This window comes from Terriglobia bacterium (genome assembly GCA_036496425.1).
Taxonomy (GTDB): domain Bacteria; phylum Acidobacteriota; class Terriglobia; order 20CM-2-55-15; family 20CM-2-55-15; genus 20CM-2-55-15.
Map to the genome: position 1 here is coordinate 13687 of DASXLG010000291.1, position 20245 is coordinate 33931.

Annotated in this window: 19 protein-coding genes, 1 tRNA gene and 1 other RNA gene; 4 read left to right on the forward strand and 17 right to left on the reverse strand. The window is 58.6% G+C overall.

Going from position 1 to position 20245, the window contains the following annotated elements; translation table 11 throughout:
• Positions 1-118: 118 nt before the first annotated feature.
• Positions 119-583, forward strand: coding sequence for a hypothetical protein (locus tag VGK48_21065; protein HEY2383674.1), 465 nt, complete (start codon positions 119-121; stop codon positions 581-583).
• Positions 584-585: 2 nt separating this feature from the next.
• Here VGK48_21065 and VGK48_21070 read toward each other — a convergent pair whose 3' ends face one another.
• Entirely contained in the window at positions 586-2532 is a 1947-nt protein-coding gene (locus VGK48_21070) for an amidase (protein HEY2383675.1), read from the reverse strand.
• 104 nt (positions 2533-2636) lie between these two features.
• On the opposite strand from VGK48_21070, the gene VGK48_21075 reads away from it, so the two are divergent.
• A complete protein-coding gene (locus VGK48_21075) occupies positions 2637-3365 on the forward strand; it encodes a TonB family protein (protein ID HEY2383676.1) in 729 nt (242 codons plus the stop codon).
• 105 nt (positions 3366-3470) lie between these two features.
• On the opposite strand, the gene VGK48_21080 is transcribed toward VGK48_21075, so the two are convergent.
• The 4 genes from VGK48_21080 to VGK48_21095 are packed head-to-tail and all read right to left on the reverse strand — an operon-like array spanning position 3471 to position 5385.
• The gene (locus tag VGK48_21080; protein HEY2383677.1) at positions 3471-3743 is read right to left on the reverse strand and encodes an OsmC family protein; all 273 of its coding nucleotides are present in this window, start codon (positions 3741-3743) and stop codon (positions 3471-3473) included.
• Positions 3744-3947 carry a hypothetical protein gene (locus VGK48_21085; GenBank protein ID HEY2383678.1) on the reverse strand — a complete coding sequence of 68 codons (204 nt, stop codon included), beginning with the start codon at positions 3945-3947 and terminating at the stop codon, positions 3744-3746.
• Between the two features lie 36 nt (positions 3948-3983).
• Positions 3984-4535, reverse strand: coding sequence for a hypothetical protein (locus VGK48_21090; protein ID HEY2383679.1), 552 nt, complete (start codon positions 4533-4535; stop codon positions 3984-3986).
• Between the two features lie 37 nt (positions 4536-4572).
• Positions 4573-5385 (reverse strand): SDR family oxidoreductase, encoded by an 813-nt coding sequence (locus tag VGK48_21095; protein ID HEY2383680.1) that lies wholly within the window; start codon positions 5383-5385, stop codon positions 4573-4575.
• 194 nt (positions 5386-5579) lie between these two features.
• Here VGK48_21095 and VGK48_21100 point away from each other — a divergent pair, with 194 nt between their 5' ends.
• On the forward strand, positions 5580-6599 hold the full coding sequence (locus tag VGK48_21100) for a VOC family protein (protein HEY2383681.1): 1020 nt from the start codon (positions 5580-5582) through the stop codon (positions 6597-6599).
• Positions 6600-6715: 116 nt separating this feature from the next.
• On the opposite strand, the gene VGK48_21105 is transcribed toward VGK48_21100, so the two are convergent.
• From VGK48_21105 to VGK48_21135, 7 genes are all read right to left on the reverse strand, one after another.
• On the reverse strand, positions 6716-8758 hold the full coding sequence (locus tag VGK48_21105; GenBank protein HEY2383682.1) for a M13 family metallopeptidase: 2043 nt from the start codon (positions 8756-8758) through the stop codon (positions 6716-6718).
• A gap of 320 nt (positions 8759-9078) precedes the next feature.
• A complete protein-coding gene (gene otsB / locus VGK48_21110; protein ID HEY2383683.1) occupies positions 9079-9918 on the reverse strand; it encodes a trehalose-phosphatase in 840 nt (279 codons plus the stop codon).
• A complete protein-coding gene (locus tag VGK48_21115) occupies positions 9887-11413 on the reverse strand; it encodes a trehalose-6-phosphate synthase (protein HEY2383684.1) in 1527 nt (508 codons plus the stop codon). Before VGK48_21115 ends, otsB begins: the two co-directional genes overlap by 32 nt.
• A 54-nt stretch (positions 11414-11467) precedes the next feature.
• The gene (locus VGK48_21120) at positions 11468-11743 is read right to left on the reverse strand and encodes a hypothetical protein (GenBank protein HEY2383685.1); all 276 of its coding nucleotides are present in this window, start codon (positions 11741-11743) and stop codon (positions 11468-11470) included.
• Between the two features lie 183 nt (positions 11744-11926).
• A complete protein-coding gene (gene recQ / locus VGK48_21125) occupies positions 11927-14131 on the reverse strand; it encodes a DNA helicase RecQ (protein ID HEY2383686.1) in 2205 nt (734 codons plus the stop codon).
• Positions 14132-14159: 28 nt separating this feature from the next.
• Positions 14160-14375, reverse strand: coding sequence for a DUF2283 domain-containing protein (locus tag VGK48_21130; protein HEY2383687.1), 216 nt, complete (start codon positions 14373-14375; stop codon positions 14160-14162).
• Positions 14376-14895: 520 nt separating this feature from the next.
• Positions 14896-15906 (reverse strand): glycosyltransferase family 9 protein, encoded by a 1011-nt coding sequence (locus tag VGK48_21135; GenBank protein HEY2383688.1) that lies wholly within the window; start codon positions 15904-15906, stop codon positions 14896-14898.
• A 67-nt stretch (positions 15907-15973) separates the two neighbouring features.
• On the opposite strand from VGK48_21135, the gene VGK48_21140 reads away from it, so the two are divergent.
• Complete coding sequence (locus VGK48_21140) at positions 15974-17311, forward strand: MFS transporter (protein ID HEY2383689.1); 1338 nt, start codon at positions 15974-15976, stop codon at positions 17309-17311.
• A 39-nt stretch (positions 17312-17350) separates the two neighbouring features.
• On the opposite strand, the gene recR is transcribed toward VGK48_21140, so the two are convergent.
• The 5 genes from recR to VGK48_21165 form a co-directional block, all read right to left on the reverse strand.
• The gene (gene recR, locus VGK48_21145; protein ID HEY2383690.1) at positions 17351-17947 is read right to left on the reverse strand and encodes a recombination mediator RecR; all 597 of its coding nucleotides are present in this window, start codon (positions 17945-17947) and stop codon (positions 17351-17353) included.
• Positions 17948-18256 carry a YbaB/EbfC family nucleoid-associated protein gene (locus VGK48_21150; protein ID HEY2383691.1) on the reverse strand — a complete coding sequence of 103 codons (309 nt, stop codon included), beginning with the start codon at positions 18254-18256 and terminating at the stop codon, positions 17948-17950.
• 2 nt (positions 18257-18258) lie between these two features.
• Positions 18259-19932 (reverse strand): DNA polymerase III subunit gamma/tau, encoded by a 1674-nt coding sequence (dnaX, locus tag VGK48_21155; protein HEY2383692.1) that lies wholly within the window; start codon positions 19930-19932, stop codon positions 18259-18261.
• A 65-nt stretch (positions 19933-19997) separates the two neighbouring features.
• An RNA gene (ffs, locus tag VGK48_21160) (signal recognition particle sRNA small type) lies at positions 19998-20095 on the reverse strand.
• A 32-nt stretch (positions 20096-20127) separates the two neighbouring features.
• Positions 20128-20214, reverse strand: a tRNA-Ser gene (locus VGK48_21165).
• Positions 20215-20245: the final 31 nt, after the last annotated feature.

The following is a 20245-nucleotide window of genomic DNA, read 5'->3' on the forward strand; positions in this document are numbered from 1 at the left end:
AGATGGGGCGCCTCATCAGTAGTTTTTTGCGCCACATCTGCGTCATCCGCGTCCTCTGCGGCTAAACAAACGAGAAAGGTGGATGTCGGCCGTTACTTTTTGCGATACTTCGGAGTCCATGAAAGAAAAACTTCAGTTTGTGCGCCTGCCGATTGTCCTTTTTGTGATCTTTTTCGTGGGCAGGCTGGCGCTCGGCGCTGCGATGGGCGTCAATAAGCAAACCTACGACCTTGCTAACCGATTGTTCTCGATGGTCATTCTCGAAGTTCACGTCGGCTTGCTGTGGGGCGCTGTCGGCCACCGCTATCGGGGATATGGAATCGGCGGTTCGATGACGGCGGTGGTTTTCGCAGTCATTGCGGCGCAGATTCTGATCTTTGTGGGAACGGCCTTTTCCTACATCGCTGGCGTCAACACCCTCTTCAATTTTGGAGCAGCGCTGAATCAACCCGGAGCCACGCTCTTATTCGGACCTGCCATGGTTGCGCGCACGATCACGTTCATCGCTAATTGCGTGATCGGCGCCATTGCCGGCGCCATCGGCTGGGCATTGGGAGCACTCGTTCCCGCCCGCGTCGAATAACCTCACGGTTCACCGGGCAGCGGGCCGAACTCCGGCGGCGGCTGCCGGTGCCTCGTGGCTGTCTCGTAAGCGGAGGCGATGCGCAACAGCATTGCCTCATCAAATGGACGTGCAATGAAGTCGACGCCGACCGGCAAACGCGCCGGGATCGGGCCGGTAAGGCGTGTGCCGCCGTCTGCGTCCCGCTCACGATCCCACACCTGCGTGGTAAATCCAGCGGGCACTGTGATGGCGGGAAATCCCTGCTGGCCGATAAGGGACCAGCCGATGGGATTGCGGCCATTCGCCACCGGCTCGCGCGGCGAAGTGAGCTTTCGCGGAGGAACGGTGGACATCGGAGACGCCAGCGCATCGAGCCGCTGTTCCTGCATACATTGCAAAAGCAGATTTTGAAGGGCAAATCTTGTCTGGAGACGTCCCGACGTGTCGAGTACGGTGGCGCGCTCCGCCTGCTCCCGCGCCTGTTTGCGATCCGGAAAATTCGGATCATTGTAGAACCGCGCCTTCGAAATCAGGTCCGCATTGCTTTTGATGTTTACATCGCCGCGCTCCTGTAGATACCGGTTGATCATGTATTTGCCTTCGCCCTGGGCGCCAAGTCCGTTGAGTGTACGGAGCGAGAGATCCGCCGGGACTTCTTCCGGGTCGGCGTGCATGCGCAGAAGTGAGGCAATCTGATCTGTAGCCGGCTGGCCGGCGGCGTTGACAGGGAACTGCGTCCGGTATTGCCGCGTGAAAGCAGAGTCCAGGAGCTCCGGCGCATAACGAGGGATGCAGGTTTGAAATAATGCGCCCTCGGGGCCGGGATCGACGATGGTTGCGCCAAGCTTGCGGAGATCGCCGATGGCGCGCTCCACGATATCGATACTCTCCTCATCCGCCTTCGAGAAGAGCTTTTTGCTCATGTACTCCCGGATAACGCCGATCCGCAGGCCATCCAGACGGGTTGTCGAGGCGAAATCGGAATACGGTTGCGCAGACTTTCGGCTAACGCTGAAGGCCGTGAGCGCATCACCAGGATCGTAGCCCGCGATCACGTTCAATATCTTTGCCGCATCTGGAACACTACGGCAGATCGGACCGGTACGCATGCTCAGGCCGGCGCCCATCATTCCCTTGCGGCTGACAAGTTCCTCTGTCGGCGCCAGGCCCACCAGGCTGTTCACCGAGGCGGGCCAACGGATCGACACAACGGTTTCTTCGCCGATCGCGCAGGTCACGAGGTTTGCCGCGACAGAACTTGCTGAGCCTGCGCTGGACATTCCCGGCTCGCGCTCCGTGTCGTAGGGATTGCAGAAGGTTCCGCCAAATGAACTGCGTGCGCCATCAACGGCATATTCCGCCAGATTGGCCTTCCCGAGAATGATCGCTCCGGCGTCCCGCAGCCGCTTGACAAACGTCGCATCGGCCGGCGGGCGATCGTTGGCATAGTCCGCGTCGGCTCCCGACGTCGTGCGCAGGTCGAATGTGTCGTACTGGTCCTTGATGGCCATGACGACTCCCTGGAGCGGGCCAACGAGTTTGCCGGTCTGCCGGAACTGCCGGTCCTGGGCGGCCGCCACTTCCAAAGCATCCGGCATGTTGGGATTCGCATCGGCGATGTCCGTCATGCTGCGTGCTTTGCGGTCGTCGAAACCCCAGGCTTTCCGCGTTGCCGGCCTCAGATTGAGCGTCGAGAGCGCGTTGATCTGACGCGCGTGCGGAATGGTCGTTATGGGACCGAGAATTCCCATCGTCTCGTTCACGCAAGTGTTGTTGTACGCCTTGATGCGCTTCAGATAGAGCTCGACCAGACCACTCGTGGTGATCTGTTTCGCCTGAATCGCCCGCTGGATGCTCGTGATCGTCGCTTCCTGCAGATGAAACTTCGCCGGAGGTTGCTGTGCGCCCATGCCGACGCACAGGACACAGAGAATAAGCAGTGTTGCGGCTTGAAAGGGTTTGAGCATGACAGGAGGATAGAAGAAGTCGGGCGCAAAGCGAAAGTATTTGACACGGATTCCGGGCAGGAATAACTATGGCGATAACCGTTATACAAAGATTGGAGTTCGATATGCCGAAACGCGCTCTCGCATTCGCGATACTTTCCATCTTCGTTCTGGCAGGTATTGAATCGTCGGCGTTCGCTGCGCTACAGGATCAGAACGCCGAGCTCGCCGGAATAATAACGGATGCTTTCAGCACAGATTTGCCCGCTGTGGCTGTGACAGCGACGAATTTAGAAACCGCGGTTAGGCGCGTCACGCTGACAAACTCCGGCGGTATCTACCGGTTTCGGAGCATCGTGCCCGGCAAATACAGATTGAGCGCAACCCTTCCGGGGTTCCGGCCGCGCGTCTACAACTCGGTGTCGTTGGCCTTGTCGCAACATGCTCAGCTCCATTTCGCGCTACTGCCAAGTCCGGATTCGTCGCCTCTGCCGGAGACTTCGGACGCTCCCGCCGTTTTGCAGGAACTTCAGCCACAGTTGTTTGCGGAGCCCGCTCCGTCGTCATCTCCTCGCATTCGTGTCGCCGGTTCCGACATGGATGAAAGACTCGTTGGCCGTGTTCCACCGATTTATCCCGTAGAGGCCAGGGCCGCGCGCATCGTTGGTGCCGTTATCCTTGAAGTGGAAGTGTCGAGCGGCGGAATCGTCGGCAACGTCCGTATTGTTTCGGGAAATCCTCTTTTGAGACAGGCGGCGATTGAAGCCGTCAAACGGCGGTTCTATCGCCCGGTGATGCTCAACGGTAATCCTGTTGACGTCATCACAACCGTGACAGTGAACGTTCCGGAGTGACCGCTTCGACGGGGAAAGGGCGGGAAGGAACACAAGAAGCACAAAAGGCACAAGAAAGACCTGTCGCCCTTGTGCCTTTTGTGCTTCTTGTGGTTCCTTCCCCTTTCAGTGGCCGGGATCGATCCGCCATGATGACGTGATCTGTATCGCGGCCCGCAGGCTGCGGTACACCGGGCATTTGTCGATATAGAAGCCGTGGACGCGTTCCACCGTTTCGCGATTGGTTTCCGGGGTCCGCAAAGTGAAGTACGCATGAATACGGCGGATGACGAGCACGCCGTCCTCTGTTTCGATTTCCCCTCTGACGTCCGCGGACAGCAGCCCGCCTCCGGCATCGATTTTGCGCGCTTCCAGCGCGCCCCCGAAGGTTCCGAGCATTCAGCCGGCGGCTGCGGCCACGACATAATCGATCGTGGCCGCATGAGGCTCCGTGATCTGGCTCTCGTCGATGCCGTAGTGCTTTGCAATCGCGCCGTGAACGCTGAACCTGACAAGCTGCTCTTCGCCAGGCAGCTTCGCGATTCGCAGCGGGCCCTTCTGTCGCTCGAGCCAGATGTTTGAAACATACACGATGGGTGACATGCTTCCATCATACGCGTCCGCGTTATGAAGGGCAGTTTAATTGAAACGGCGGTACAGCGTGCGCACCTTGTCCTTCATCTCTTTCGAAGGTTGCCAGAACCGGTAGCGTTCGTTCGCGCCGAGACCGTTGCCGCCGTCGAGCCAGCTTTCGATTTGATATAGAAGGAATGGTTTCAGCCGGCATCCGGCCCAAACCGCGTGGATGTGCGGAGGCCCCGTCCAGCCATCCTGGCCGTTCTTCCTATACCAACCCGCGAGGCCAACGGCGGCGAGATCCGCCAGCAGTGACTTGATCTGAGTTTCCGTCAGGCACCGCACACTGATATCGGCCGCCGCTGTGTAAGCGATTCCAGCAATGGTCACGTCCGTGTCGTGGACGTTACCTCGATCCGCCGAATGATTGATGCCTTGAGTGATCCGATGCACCAGGTCCAGGCTGCGCAAAGCGGCGTAAGCATCGGGATGCAGTCCTCGCGGATGCGCGGGATTCAGCTTGCACTTCGCATTGGGCTGCCACGGAAAATTCTGACCCCAGGCAGGAGCCACGCTCCAGATCATCCAAATCCACAGGAACCAGGTTCTACCCATAGAAAGCTCCAGTGAAGATATTTTGGGGCTTTGTCCCCTAATTCGTGGCGGCGCCGCGCGCGATCCACTCTTCGTCGGACATGGCGAACCGGCGTTGAATGTATGCTTCAGCATCTGGTCCGGCGGTGTGACGAAATTTCCAGGAGCCGCTTTCGATGATTTCGAGAATCTTTTCGGCGACAACGGATGTCGGGGTTGGTTGCTCCGCCAGGGCGGCAGAGAAAAGCCCGGCCATGCGGCGCCCCTGGGGATAAGCCGAGGCGTCCGGTTCGCTCGCGATTTCTCGAGACATGCCCGTATCGATAATGCCTGGTTCGACGACGGCGACCCGGATATTGAACACCTTCGCTTCCTGCGCCAGGCCCTCGCTCATGGCCTCAAGCGCCCATTTCGAGGCGGCATATGCCGTTAGGGGCGGGGAAGCAATGCGTCCGCCGACCGAGCTCACATTAATGATGCAGCCGCTTTTCCGCCGCCGCATTTCCGGCATGACCGCCTGGATGCAACGCACGGCGCCAAAGTAGTTGGTTTCTATGAGCGCCCGGAATTCGGATATGGGCAGTTCCTCGATTGAGCCGCGTCGCGCGATACCGGCATTATTAATAAGGATGTCGATCGGCCCATGTTCGCCTTGGATCGCGCCGACCGCTTCGCTGACGGAAGCATCGGAGTTCACATCCAGTGCAGAGTTCCGGATAGTTAAGCCTTCTTTTTCAGCAGTGTCCGTCAATTCGCACGACCGGCTCAGGTCGCGCATGGTTGCATGGACAATGTAACCGGAACGCGCCAGCAAAAGCGACGTGGCGAGGCCGATCCCTTTATTCGCTCCTGTAATCAATACTGATCGCATGGAGCGGATTTTACGGCAGAAGCATCTCGTTGGGAAGACGCCTCAATTCCCGTCTAAGAAGTTTTAGCCGCAGATGGCGCGGATGACGTAGATGGAGCGAAAAAAAGGACTTATGATGCGCCCTATCTGCGTCATCCGCGTCATCTGCGGCTAAAACTTCTTTGGAAGTGTATCCTGGCATTATACTGCGCGGCATGAATCTCAAGTTCACCATTGTGCTTTCCTTTGCAGCATTGTTGCTGCCTCTTCGGCTGTCTGCACAAACCACGCCGGTGGTGCAACTTCAGAACCTGGCGCATGCCGTCGATAGCCTCGACAAAACAGTGCCGTTCTACCGCGACGTGATCGGGCTTCCCGTGAATGGTCCGCGCGACCCGCTCGCCCAGCAACCCCAGGCGATCGATGACGACATGTCACGGTTCACCGCAACCAAAGGCGCAAAATTCCGCGGGGCCACATTCCGGATTCCGAATGCAGCCTTCGGATTCGAATTGACGGAGTTCAGTGGGGTCGCGCGCAAGAGCAGTACGCCTCAACTTCAGGACATCGGCGCCGCGACGCTGGTGTTGGAAGTGCGTGACATGGACAGGATGGTGGAGAAGCTCAAGTCCGCGCATACCGTGATTGTCACCGCAGGTGGCTCCCCCGTGAATCCATCCGGCAATGCTGCGAGCAGAATGCGGGAGTTGCTCATTCGCGATCCCGACGGCTTTTTCATTGAGCTGATGCAGCCGGATCCGATTCCTGCGGGCGCCCAGGGAACGACAGGCGGCATTCTGGGAGGCTCGGTGAGTCTGTCGATTGAGGATTCGGCGAAGACCGTATCGTTTTTGCGCGCCGCGATCGGCTTCAACGCCAGGCCTACCGGCCAACTGGGCACGAATCCGGTCGTCGCAAATCTCATCAACCTCCGGGGTGCGCAATGGCGCATCACGCACGGCACCATTCCCGGCACAACGCTCGACTTCGGTCTCATCGAATATGCAGGTGTACCGCGAGCGAAGTTTGGGCTCGGCGCCGAAGATCCGGGCTCTCCCGCGTTCACGATGGTCGTCGGTAATATCGACGCCGCGCTCGAGCAATGGAAGAAGGCAGGAGGTAGTGTGCTTTCGACCGGCGGTCAGGCCATCAAACGCGCCAACGGCGCGGGCAACGTTTTTGTCCGCGACGTCAATGGCTTCGCCTGGGAACTGATTCAGCGGGCCGGCCAATAAGGTGCCCGACGGGATCGGGAACGGAACACAAAAGGACACAAGAAGCGGGGTTCGCAAAACCCATTTTCTTGTGCTTCTTGTGTTTTGTTTGCGCTTTTTGTGCTCCGCTCCCTGCGCTACCAGATCCGCACGCGGTCTTCCGGTTTGATGAAGAGCTTGTCGCCATTCTTCACGTTGAATGCGGCATACCAGCTGTCCATATTGCGTTCCGGGATGGAACCGCGAGCCGCGACCGGGGAGTGAGGATTGGTGAGCACCAGATTTCGAAGCGCGTCGTCGCGTTCGATTCCGCGCCACACTTGAGCGTGAGCCATGAAGAAACGCTGATCGCCGGTGAAACCGTCAATCACAGGCGCGTCTTTGCCGTTCAGTGAGAGTTTATAAGCGGTGTCGGCCATTTCGAGGCCGCCGAGATCGCCGATGTTTTCCCCCATCGTGAGCTTGCCGTTGACGCAAACGCCCTCCAGAGGGCAGAAGGCGCTGTACTGTGCGGCGAAGCGCTCCGTCTGGGCCAGGAACTTCTTGTTCGTTTCGGGCGTCCACCAATTCCGGATCTTTCCGGTCTCGTCGTATTCGCGTCCCTGATCGTCGAAACCATGGCCCATTTCGTGACCGATAACCGCTCCGATCGAGCCATAGTTCACGGCCGGATCGGCATTCGGGTCGAAGAAAGGCGGTTGCAGAATCGCGGCGGGAAACGTGATCTGATTCATCAACGGATCGTAGTATGCGTTTACGGTTTGCGGGTTCATGCCCCATTCCGCTCTGTCCACCGGCTGATTCAACCGCGCTACCTGCCGGTTCCACTCGAACTTGCGCGCATTGCGGACGTCTTCGAAGATTTTGCCCGGTTCGATTGTCAGCGCGGAGTAGTCGCGCCACTTTACGGGATAACCGATGCGCGGATCGAAGGTGGCCAGTTTTTTCTCGGCTTCGGCGCGCGTTTTTTCGTCCATCCACGGTAGCGTCTTCAGCCGCTCGCCCAGTGCGGTTCGCAGATTCGCCACCAGCTGGTCCATTTTGGCCTTGTTCTCCGGCGGAAAATACTTTGCGACATAGAGTTCGCCGACAGCCTCGCCGATCTGACCGTTGACCAGATTCACGCCGCGTTTCCAGCGGTCGCGCTGCGCTTCGATGCCTTCCAGTGCCTTCGAATAGAAGTTGAAGCTGGCTTCATCCAAAGCCTTTGGAAGGTACGACGCGTAGTCGCTGGCGATGTGGAAGGCCAGGTACTTCTTCCATGTCTCGACAGGCTCGGTGTCGAGCAGCTTCGCGCCGTCGCGTAAGGCCGTCGTTTCGTTGACGACGAAGTGCTGAACGCGGCCGAGGCCCGCGACATCCAGCATGGGATCCCAGTCGATCGCCGGGATCATCTTTTTGAGCCCTGCGCGATCCACTGGATTGTTCGTTGCCTTCACATCGCGCTGGCGTTCGGGCTGCCACTGGACGGTCGCCAATTTGGTTTCCAGGGCGATCACGGCATCCGCCGCCGCGGACGGCTTCGCATCGCCGACGAGCTCGAAAACTTTGGTGACGTAGTTTTTATATGCGCTGCGGTAGGTATCGAAGTGATCGCCCTTGTTGAGGTAGTAATCCCGGTCCGGCATTCCCAGACCCGACTGCGTGACGCCGACCGTGTATTTGGTGGGATCGGCGGGATCCGGAAAGATGTACAGGCCGGCCGGGCCGGAGTAATCGGGGTTCCCCATGAGCTTGACGATGTCGGCCTTGGTTTTCGCGTTGCCGATGGCATCGAAATCCGCCTTCAGCGGCTCGACGCCCCGCTTTTCGATTGCCGGCTGATCCATCCAGGAGTTGTAGAAGTCCACGACCTTCTTCTGAACCGAACCCGGCGCCGGCTGCGTCTTTGCCAGTTCATCGAGCAGCGCATGGACGTCGCTCTCCGATTTATCAGCCAGCGCGTCGAACACGCCGTAGCTGGCTTTGTCCGCCGGGATCTTGAAGGTCGAAAGCCACTTCCCGTTAACGTATTTGAAGAAGTCGTCACCCGGCTTCACCGAAGAATCCATTACCGCGGTATCGATTCCGAAGTTTCCGAAAGCGGCCTTCGGCGCCGCCTGTGGCGGTGCGGGTTTTTCCGAACTACATCCGGACAGCAGGGCAAAGAACAAAACGATCATCGGCAGAAGCCGTCGCATCAAAACACCTCACAATAAAGGGGGATCCAATGAAGAGTTTACCAGTACTGCTCCAGGAGATCAGGCCGTAAATGACGCCAGATTCGAAATTTGGGATTCGGAATCCGGAATTTCCACAACGCGGAACGATTGGCCTCGGTATCCTGGAAAAGTAGTAAAGCCCCGCTTGTGACGGTTTAACGTATAGAGCCGCAGTTCTCAATCAGGATTTTCGTCACTCTGGTGTTGATGGCTTCGGCTGTGGGGATGGCGACGAAATGGGTGCGGGCGCCGTACACGGTGGCACGGGTGCAAGAGAATTCGCTCGCTCACGCGTCGGCCTAACGCAGACCGTACGCGGCACGCTCCGCCAGGGCAGGAAGATCTCTCGTGATCATCCCTGGCAGGTGCTGTAGGAATGTCAGGACGCCATCCGGACTTTTGACATAGTACCGAGCCTTGGACGAGGGGTCATCCATTCCTACTTTGATCGTTACGCTGTGCGGCAACACCTTAAAAGCGTCTTCATCCGTTGTGTCGTCGCCCACGTAGAGGGCGGCTGACGCATCGCAACCCAGTTGCTCGATAATCCAACGGACTGCATGCCCCTTGTTCCACGCTTGCGCCGGCCTCAATTCCAAAACCCGCTTGCCCTCGGTCATATGAAGCGTATCGCCTGCGGCAGCGATTTCTTCGCTCACAGCGGCGCGCACGCGATCGACCAAAGCAACGGGTGCCAATCGAAAATGGACGCTGGCGGTCAATCCCTTGAATTCGACCAGCACCCCCGGAATGGGCCGCAGACGCGATTGTAATCGCACGCACACATCTTGAACGAGGTGAATACAGTCTTTGGCACCTTCATGTACGAACTCCAGGCCCAGCCCCGAGATCTCCAGTCCGTGATTGCCGGCGTAGACGAGGTTCACATCCTTCACGATACTTCTCAGATCGTTGAGGCTCCTGCCGCTGACAACGGAAACCAGGTATCGCGATTCCCGCGTCAGGGCTGCAATGGCACGCCGCGCCTGCGGTTTGAGCCGCGTCATCTTAGGCGTCCTGGTGATATGGGCCAGCGTTCCATCGAGATCCAGGAATATTCCGATCCTTTCCCTGTGCGCCAGCTGGCTGCGGACTTCATCAAGATTATTAAACAGATACTTGGGCTTGGAATGCTTCACTCGCTGCTCCTCCTTGAAGTTTTGTCAATTCGGTCACGAATGAGCTGGCCCAATTGAATATGTTGGTTTCGGCGAGGTACTCTCGCATTGTATTGAGTCTGGCGGCTTTCTCGGCGGGGCGCATCGAAAGAGCCCGATGAATGGCGTTTGCGAAACTTTCGCGATCGAACGGATTGATCAACACCGCATCATGGAGTTCCCTTGCCGCTCCGGTAAACTGACTCAGGAGCAGCACTCCCCCTAAGTCGCCGCGAGCCGCCACGTATTCCTTCGCGACGAGGTTCATTCCATCATGCAGCGACGAGACGATGAGCACATCCGCTAATTTGTACAGCGCCAGCACTTCGTGGTAATCGAATGCCCTGCCGACGAAGACGATAGGTTCCCAGCCATTGACGGAATGCTTCCAGTTGATCTGCTCGACGAGATGCCCGATCTCGTCATTCATTTCCTTATATTTCGTGATGTGTATCCGCGACGGAGAACCCACTTGAACGAACACAAATCGCCCTTTGTAGTCGGGATATTTCTCGAGCAGCCGCGAGATGGCGAGCAGCCGCTCGGGGATACCTTTGGTGTAATCGATCCGGTCGACGCCAGCGATGACAGTCATGCCTTCCAAACCAAGCTCATTCACCAATTTATGGGCAATGGCCGCGACGGCCGGCTGCTGGACATCCGCAGACATACCGTCGAAGTCGACACCAATCGGAAATGGACGCACTCGTGTCCGGTGGCCCTTACGGGTGACGCTGGTCCGGTCCTGGTCGGTGTGCGAATCAATCTCTCTGGCGCAGGTCGCCAGAAAATTATCAGCATGGTAGCGCAGTTGGAATCCCAGAAGGTCGTTCGCCAGAAGTCCGTCGAGTATCTCTTCCCGCCAGCTGCATATGCGGAATGCTTCGGGATTCGGCCATGGAATGTGCCAGAATTGTCCGACGACAAGGTCCGGCCGGGCCTCCTTCAGATATTGCGGTAACAGGCTGAAGTGATAGTCCTGAATCCATATAAAGGCTTTGTCATTCCGGATCTCCTCAAGAACGGCGTCCGCAAACTTCCGGTTCACGAGACGATAGGTGTCCATGTCTTCAGCCCGGAATATGGGCCGCACAAACGAGATGTGGCAGAGCGGCCACAGAGCTTCATTGGAAAATCCGTAATAGTAGCCGGCGACTTCTTCCTTTGAAAGCCACACCCGCTTCAAAAGGTATTCGGGACGCTCGGATGGCACCTCGACGATGCCGCGATCATTCGACATGCTGCGATCGGCGCTGCCGTCGCCATGAGCCACCCATAGGGCGTGACACACTTTCGCCACGGGCTCCAGGCCGGTCACCAAACCGCTCACGGCACGTTTCGTTACGATCCGGCCTTCCCGCAAATGATGCGCGTACGGTTGCCGGTTAGACACGATCACGAGCCGGTGATCGGCAAATCGTTTATTGATGATTTCCTGAAGGCCGGTCTGACTTGACATCGGCGGATATAGCGTCATTTGCGCGACTCTCCCTTCCAGAATTCCGTTCCGTTTAATGGTTCGAAATTGCGGCTAGCAGAGCAAAACGCAAATCATCGATAGCAGCAGGCGTGGTTTACGCTTGGTTGGAGCGTCACGATACCATTGAGATGCAGCCTGCAGCGGCCGGCAGAAGAAGAGTGAAAAGACGAGAATCAGCGCGGTGGCCGACAAAAGCGCAAAGATAATCCACTCTATAAACAGGTATGCGATGGGCGTCGGTGTCACCGGGGAAAGAACGTCGAGGACGAATGCACACAAGGCGAGAAGAAGGATCAGCAGCGCCAGTTTTGCGTGACGTTCGTTCATTGCTGGGCAGTGTATCCCATATGCTGCAGAACATTCAATGGCAGATATCGTGAAACGATATGCAGTGGTAAGCAGGGACAGACATTCTGGTGATCGCCGCATGGAAATCATCGGTTTGCGGCAGTGCGTGGAGACGTGCTTCGCATACGGAAAGCCGTTTCTCTACATCCGGCACTTCGAGTGTCATGCCGGCGGCGCAGCGGCAGCGAGGCTCTCCAGATGAGCGACGACGATCCGGATCTGGTCGTAAGGCACTTTCTCCTGAAGCCTGTCGTAGATTGGTTTCAGGTAGACCGTTCCCAGCCCATTTGCCGCTTCGGCGACCTTTATATAGGTCTCACCGTCGACCCAGGCATCGACGCGCTCCACTTTCCGGGCCTTGATGAACTCGACCAGATAGCCGCAGGCGGTGCTTGACGCGCGTTCGGTGCGGGCAGCCACTTCCTGGAGGCTTTCACCGCGGGCGAACATTTCAAAAGCAATCGCTTTAGCGTCATTCGGTTTGCGAGGTTCGGAGGGAGCTGTCCGCTTGCGATCGTCCTTCGCGGGAACGTCGTTATTTAACGTCAGGCCGTGACTTTTGCAGTATTCGCCGAGCGCGCCGAGGAATCTTTCGCCGAGGTCCGCGGCTTTCTTCTCGCCGATACCGCGAACGTGGAGCAGCGCGCTGGCCGAGCCGGGCCGCAGCCGCGCGAGGTCTCGAAGGGTGGCATCGCTGAACAGCACGAACGGCGGGACGCCCCGGTCGTCGGCGATATCGCGGCGGAGTTTGCGAAGGGTTTCGAACAGGCCGCGATCGACGCCTTCCCAGGACTCCTCGTCGAAGCGTGTCTTTCGAACTTTCGTCTTCGGCTCCAGAAGCTGCACGGGACGCTGTCCGCGCATGACAGCCCAGGCCGCTTCGTTGAGCTTGAGGACCGGGCGGTCTCCCGGGGTTCGTTCGAGCAGGCCGCCGTCGACGAGCTGGTAAACAATATTGGTCAGAGCCTTCCGCTCGGTGCCCTGCATGAGGCCATATGTCTTGACCTGCTGATGACCCCATCGGCGGATACGGTCGGTATCCGCGCCCAGCAGCACGTCGATGATGTGTTCGGCGCCGAAACGCTCGCCCGTGCGCGCGACACAAGACAGGATCTTCTGTGCCGTTACCGTGCCTTCGCGAAGTCCTTCGACCTCGTTCAGGCAGACATCGCAGGCGCCGCACGGGCGGTCCGGCAGAGACTGGCCGAAATACGCCGAGAGCTGGCGATGCCGGCATTGAACGCCTGAACAGAGCCGGCGCATATGATCGAGTAAAGTCCGGGAAGATTCGATGATGTCCTCCGGAGCCTCGGCATTCGCGGCCGCCTTTTCGATCAATGATTCCCAGCGCATCGCGTCCGCTGCGGAATACAGAAGGACGCACTCGGCTTCGAGCCCGTCGCGTCCGGCCCTCCCGGTTTCCTGTTGGTAATGCTCGATCGATTTCGGCATGGCGGCATGGACGACCACGCGAACATCGCTCCGATCGATGCCCATGCCGAAGGCGACCGTCGCTACCACAACGTCGACGTCTTCGGACGCGAACTTGTCCTGAGCCTGACGGCGGTCGCCTGCATCCATTCCGGCATGATAGAAGACGGCGCGTACGCCTTTCTCGACCAGACTTCCGGCGATTCTTTCGGTGTCCTTGCGGCTGATGCAGTAGACGATGGCGGCTTCGCCCGAATGCCGGCTGAGGATCTCGCGCAACTGGACCTCGTCGTCCGTGCGCTGGATGATGCGATAGACGAGATTGGGCCTGTCGAACGTTCCGACGAGCACTGCAGGGTCGCGCAACTGAAGCTGCTTGACGATGTCCTGGCGCACCCGTTCGGTCGCCGTCGCCGTGTAAGCGTGAATGCTGGCCCGGGGAAACCGGCTCTTGAGCTCGGAGAGCTGGCGGTATTCCGGACGGAAATCGTGCCCCCAGTGGCTGATGCAATGCGCTTCATCGATGGCAAATGCCCTCACTCCGGCATTCTCGATGAGCTGCAGGAACCGTGCAGTGAGCAGCCGCTCGGGCGCGACAAAGACCAGGCGGTAGTGTCCGTCGGCGATCTGCTCTTCGATCGAGCGCACAGCGCTATACGGCATGCCGCTGTAAAGCGCCGCCGCGGGATAACCGCATTCCCGAAGACCGTCGACCTGGTCCTTCATCAGGGAAATCAGCGGAGAGACGACAATATCCGTCCGGCCCGCCAGCTCCGGCGGAACCTGGTAACAGAGGGATTTGCCTCCCCCGGTCGGCATCACTACCAGTGAATCCTGGTGCTCCAGGCCCGCGCGGATCGCCTCGTCCTGAAGAGGACGGAGTTCCGAAAAACCCCAGTAACGCTTTACGGTCGAGAGGATCGCGTCAGTAGACATCAAAGCATTTTACGATGAACTCGATAACTCAACGGCGGGATGGCGCAGGCTCCAACGGGATGCTTTTCTGTCCAGGTTTCCAAAAGCCGCGCGCCGACGCTCGCAGGAACTCGACGCTGACCGGTTCCCGATCATCGCCATAGGAAATGACGAGCCCTCCCGGTTCTTCGATCGCGTCGACCGGCGGCCCTGACCGAACAATTATAGTCAGAACATCGGCCTCCTCGTCGTATTCAACTCGCATCACGCCTCCCAGTAACGGTGAATTCGGCTTGTCCGATAGACTGTCACAATCGTTCGTGCGCCTTCAACTTCAAAGAACGGCCCGCGCAGCAGGCCGCTTTCGAACCTGCTTTGCGCTACCCATAAGTCGGGCATGCCCGGTCACGATTTGTTCTGGACGGCGGATGAGGGCTTCGACTTGCCCCTGAGTGACCCCACGCTTTTTGGACCACTCTATGAGTCTGCGCCTTGCGTGGTCGGTCCATACAACTTCCACAGAACCCAAAAGGCAAGTGTGCTGCCGGAAAACTCGCTTTGAAGCCGCTGAAAAGGAAGGAGAACGTCCGACAATTGTCGCGATGTCGCCGATTCACTGGTCGCATAAACTTCGGACTTCTGAATTGGCAGCGGCAGCCTGCAATAACCCTCCGCTCCCGCTTCGGCCCACGGTATCGTTCAGGCCTCACAGCCTGTCGCGCATGCGATACAAGATGTAACACTACAATGCGTAACAAGAAATCACATGCTATGAAACCCAGCGCTCACGCGCTCCACATCTCCTCAATCTCCCGCATGACGGAGGCCGGAGAAATATTTTCGATCGGATTGGCGCGCAAGAAGCGGGAGCGCTCTCCGGTCGGGCGAAAGTGTTCGGGATAGCCGACACTGAAGAGTCCCAGCGTCGGGACGCCCACGGCCGGTCCGATGTGCATCGGGCCGGTATCGTTACTGACGAGGACATGGGAGCGCGCGATCAGCGCCGCGAGTTGCGGGATCGACACGTCCGTGAAGACGGATATACGGTCCTGCGCTGCGCACAGGCGCGCCACTTGTCGCGCGCTTTCCGATTCCGGCAATCCCGCCAGCACAGCGACCGATGCTCCGAACTTCTCGATTACGAAATCCGCGACACGTGCGAAATGTGCTGCCGGCCATCTGCGGACCGCAACCGGAGCGCCGACGTAGAGCGTGACGATCTTGCCGCCGGGAACAGCTTCCGCAGCCCATGCGCGCTCCGCTTCCGGTATGACCAGGGGCGCATCGCATAGCACCGCTTCCGCTTTTCTGTCTTGCGCCGCCGCCGCCGCCACGAGCCGAAACATTTCGGCCACATGAAGTTGCTTGTCCTCGAGAACAGGCGGCAGGTTAAAACACCACGACAGGTACGCTTTCCGGTAGCGCTTCATGCCGAGCCGGTACCGGGCCCCCGACAGCCTTGCCAGAAGGTTCGTCTCGCGAAAGCTGAGAAAGTCGATCACCAGATCAAAGCGGCGCCGGCGGATATCCGCAACCAGCCTGGCCATGGCGCTCAATGTGCCAAGGATCGGGCCGTCCCGCATGGTCAGCCGGTCCACCGTAATCACTTCATCAACGTAGGGACACATCCCGGCGAGCGGAGCGCAGCGCTCGTCGGTCAGGAGCGTGAGCCGCGCGGCGGGATAGGCGGCTTTCAAACGTCCGAGCGCAGGAAGCAACAGGACGACGTCGCCAAGACGCATGAAGCGGATGGCCAGAATTTGCCTGGGAGGATCAGTTTCGAGAAATTGCCGCATGCGCCAGATGTCTAATTATCACTTTTCTGGGGAACGGCCGCGCAAAAGCGTTATCCTCCCGAGTTAAATGAGCAGCAGCAACAATCCACCTTCCATCCGTCTCATCGCGTTTGCGAGTCTGATCGGCACCACAATCGAATGGTACGACTTCTTTTTGTATGGTACGGCGGCGGCGCTCGTACTCAACAAGCTGTTCTTCCCGACATTTGATCCCATAAGCGGCACACTCGCAGCATTGGCGACATACTCCGTGGGTTTTGTCGCGCGGCCGGTCGGCGGCGTCGTCATCGGGCATTACGGCGACCGCATCGGCCGGAAATCGATGCTCGTCCTGACGCTGGTCTTGATGGGTCTCGCGACGTTCCTGATCGGATTGCTGCCGACCTATGCGGTGATCGGGCCGCTGGCGCCGGCGCTTCTGGTTTTTCTGAGGTTCGCTCAAGGATTCGGCGTCGGCGGAGAATGGGGAGGGGCGGTCCTGATGGCCGTCGAACATGCACCGCCAGGGAAGCGGGGATTTTATGGCAGCTGGCCGCAGATCGGCGTGCCCGCGGGCCTCTTGATCGCCAATTTCGTCTACCGGCCGCTCTCGCGAATGCCGCAGGACGCGTTTCTGGCCTGGGGATGGCGTGTGCCGTTCATCCTGAGCATCGTGCTGGTGGCCGTAGGCCTTGTTATCCGCATCCGGATTCTGGAGACGCCGGCGTTTACCCGGATGAAAGAAACGAAGCAGGAGTCCCGCCAGCCGATTCTCGAAGTATTGAAGCGTTATCCGAAAGAAGTGCTCCTGGCGATGGGCGCAAGGCTTGCGGAAAATGGCGCGTTCTATCTGTATACGGTATTCGTGCTGGTCTACGCCACCCAGCACGTGCACATGGATGCGAGCATCGTGCTGGGCGCCCTGATTCTGGCCGCTGCCGTGGAACTCGCTGCGATTCCGATGTACGGCGCGCTGACCGACCGTATCGGCCGCAGGCCGGTTTATCTGTGGGGCGGCATCATGACGGCGCTGCTCGCGTATCCGACATTTCGAATGATCGATACGGCGTCACCATGGATGGTTCGCTTGTCGCTTCTACTGGCGTTGTCTCTGAGCCATGCCGCAATGTATGCCCCGCAAGGCGCTTTCTTCTCCGAACTTTTCGGGACTCATGTCCGATACAGTGGAGCCTCGCTGGGCGCGCAGCTTTCATCGGTGCTCGCCGGCGGCCTTTCGCCGCTGATCGCGACATCCCTGCTGCAGCATGGATTTGGCCGCGGCGCGCTGTCGCTCTATTTGATCGGAATGGCTGTGATCACAATTGTGGCGGTGCTGGTGGCGACCGAGACGATGCATCACGATTTAGGGGCAGAAACACAAGAAGCACAAACGCAACACAAGCAGCGCAAGATGACTCCTGCCTGACTGATCTTGTGTCTCTTGTGCTCCTTGTGTTCCGGTTCCCTACAGTTCGCGCCGGCCTTCCAACGCCTTCGCCATGGTTACCTCGTCGGCATATTCCAGATCGCCGCCGACGGGCAGACCCAATCCAAGCCGCGTGACGCGGATTCCGAGCGGTTTGATCAGGCGGGAAAGATACATTGCCGTGGTTTCGCCTTCGACGTTGGGATTGGTTGCGACGATGACCTCTTCAACCGTGCCGGCCTGGAGCCTTTTCAGAAGCGAAGCGATGGCGAGTTGATCCGGACTTATGCCTTTGAGCGGTGAAATGGAGCCCATCAGGACGTGATAGCGTCCTTTGAATTCGTGCGTCTTTTCGACAGGAAGAATATTGTTCGATTCCTCGACCACGCAGAGCACGCTATCGGAGCGCGAAGGGTGCGTGCAGAACTGGCACGGGTCGACGTCCGTCAGGTTGTTGCAGGTCGAGCAGCGGCGGATGGACCGCTTCACTTCGAGGATCGTTTCCGCAAGCGCCGTGGCATCCGTCTGATCCATTTTCAAGACGAAGAACGCGAGGCGCTGCGCGGATTTCGTGCCGATGCCGGGAAGTTTCTTGAATTGTTCGACGAGCCGGCTGACGGGTTCTGCGACGTCCATCTAGAGCAGGCCGGGAATTTTGAGGCCGCCGGCAAGGCCGCCAAGCTGGCTCTGCATGGTCTCGTCGACCTTGCGGATGCCTTCATTGACCGCCGCGACGATCAGATCCTGCAGCATGTCCTTATCGCCGCCGGCGAAGACCTCGGGGTCGATCTGAATCGAGATCAGCTGTTTCTGGCCGTTCATCTTGACCGAAACCATACCGCCGCCCGCCGTCGCGTCGACCACCGTCGACTCCATCTGCTTCTGCAGCTTCTCCTGCATCTGCTGGGCTTGTTTCATCATCTGCTGGATATTCATGTTGTTCATAGCTATTCCTCTTTCGCGGGTTTGACCTGGGCCAGATCCCCACGGAAAACCTGCAGAAATCGTTGCACCAGAGGCTCGTCTTTGGCGGTCTCCGCAGCCGCGCCATCTTTCTGCTGCGTCTCCTTCATTATAAGAGACACGGAAACGGGTTTACCAATCAGATCGCCGGCGGCGGCATCCAGCACGTTCTGGTGTTCTTTCGATTGCAGCATCGCGAGCACGGTGCTGTTGCCGATAATGACTCGAACCGTATCGCCGTCACGCTCGATGCGCTCCGACTTCTGGAGATAAACGGCCGTTGTCGCCAACCGGTCTTCGACGCGGCGGGTGAAGACATCGGCGAATGTAGATGATTCGGGCGTGCCGGAAGCCGGAGGCGCCGCTGCTTGCTCTGTTTTCCGCGGCGGGGGTGCGGGTGAAGCCGGCGGCGGTGTTGGTGAAACCGGTGTCGGTGAAACCGTTCTGGTCGGCGGCGTTCGGGGTGGGGCCGGCGTCCGCACCGGAGCTGGAGCCTTTGCTGGTGCCGGCCTTGGAAGCGGGTTACCCGATCCCCCGGCTTTGACGTCCCGCAGGACCTCCTCGATATCGCGAACGTAACCGACCTTTGCCAGCTTCACAAAGCCGACTTCCAGATGGAATCTGGGCTGAGCCGTCCAGCGCAGGTCGCTTTCGATCCGCAGCAGCATGTCGAAGAAGCGGATCAGATCCTGTTCCGTAAAAGCCGCCGAGCGCTCCGCCAGAGAGCGTTTCTCGTCGGCGCTTCCGATCACCTTGTCTTCCAGGCCGAGTTTGGTGACGAGCAGGTCGCGGATGCGGCCGATAAACTCGCGCACGAACTGCTGGAGATTCAGGCCCTGATCGACCACGATTCCGACATTTTCGAGCAGACCTCTGGAGTCGCGGCTGGCCAGGCTGTCGATGCTTCGATCGAGAATGTCGCTCGGGATGAATCCCAGAACGTCGCGGACGTCTTCATCGACGACATCCTGACCGCTGAAGGAAATGATCTGGTCCAGCAGCGATTGCGCATCCCGCATGCTGCCTTCCGATGCCTTTACGATATAACCCAGAGCCCGGTCATCGATCTTCACGCCTTCGCGTTCGCCGATCCGGCGCAGGTGCGCGTGAATTTCCGCAGGTGGAATGGTTCTGAAAATGAACTGCTGGCAGCGGGAGAGGATCGTGGCGGGAAGCTTGTGCCGCTCGGTTGTCGCCATGATGAACACGACGTGCGGAGGAGGTTCCTCGAGAATCTTCAACAAGGCGTTGAAAGCCGACGTCGAGAGCATGTGCACTTCATCAATGATGAAGATTTTGTACCGGCTCCGGGCAGCGGCGTACTTGGCGCTTTCTCTCAACTCGCGGATATTGTCGACACCGGTATTGGATGCCGCATCGATCTCGAAAACGTCGATCGATTTGCCGGACGCGATCTCCTGGCATGAGGGACAGGTGTTGTCCGGGGTGATGGTCGGGCCCTTTTCGCAATTCAGGCCCTTCGCAAGGATCCGCGCCGTTGTCGTTTTACCCACGCCGCGCGGGCCGGAGAACAGGTAGGCATGGCCGATGCGCTCCATCTGGATCGCATTCTGCAGCGTCTGCACGATCGGCTTCTGGCCGACGACATCTTCAAAAACCTGCGGCCGGAATTTTCTGGCGATGACCTGGTAGTTCATTAAAGAGAAATCCGAGTGAAATGAAAAAACTTCGAATGATGCAATGGTGAAATAGCTAACCCAGCAGGCCAGGGGGATACTGTGTCACATTGGTTTACCCGATACCGTTGCTTCCTTCCGGACCTGGCGGGGTTTTCGAGCTCCAATTGCACAGCCCCCCAAAGCCTGCTCGGCCGGCGGCAGGGGCCGCCTGAGCGGAGAGAGTGGGATTCGAACCCACGGTGGAGTTACCCCCACACACGCTTTCCAAGCGTGCTCCTTAAACCACTCGGACACCTCTCCGGAGTGATGATTAGATTAGCAGAAAGCGAGA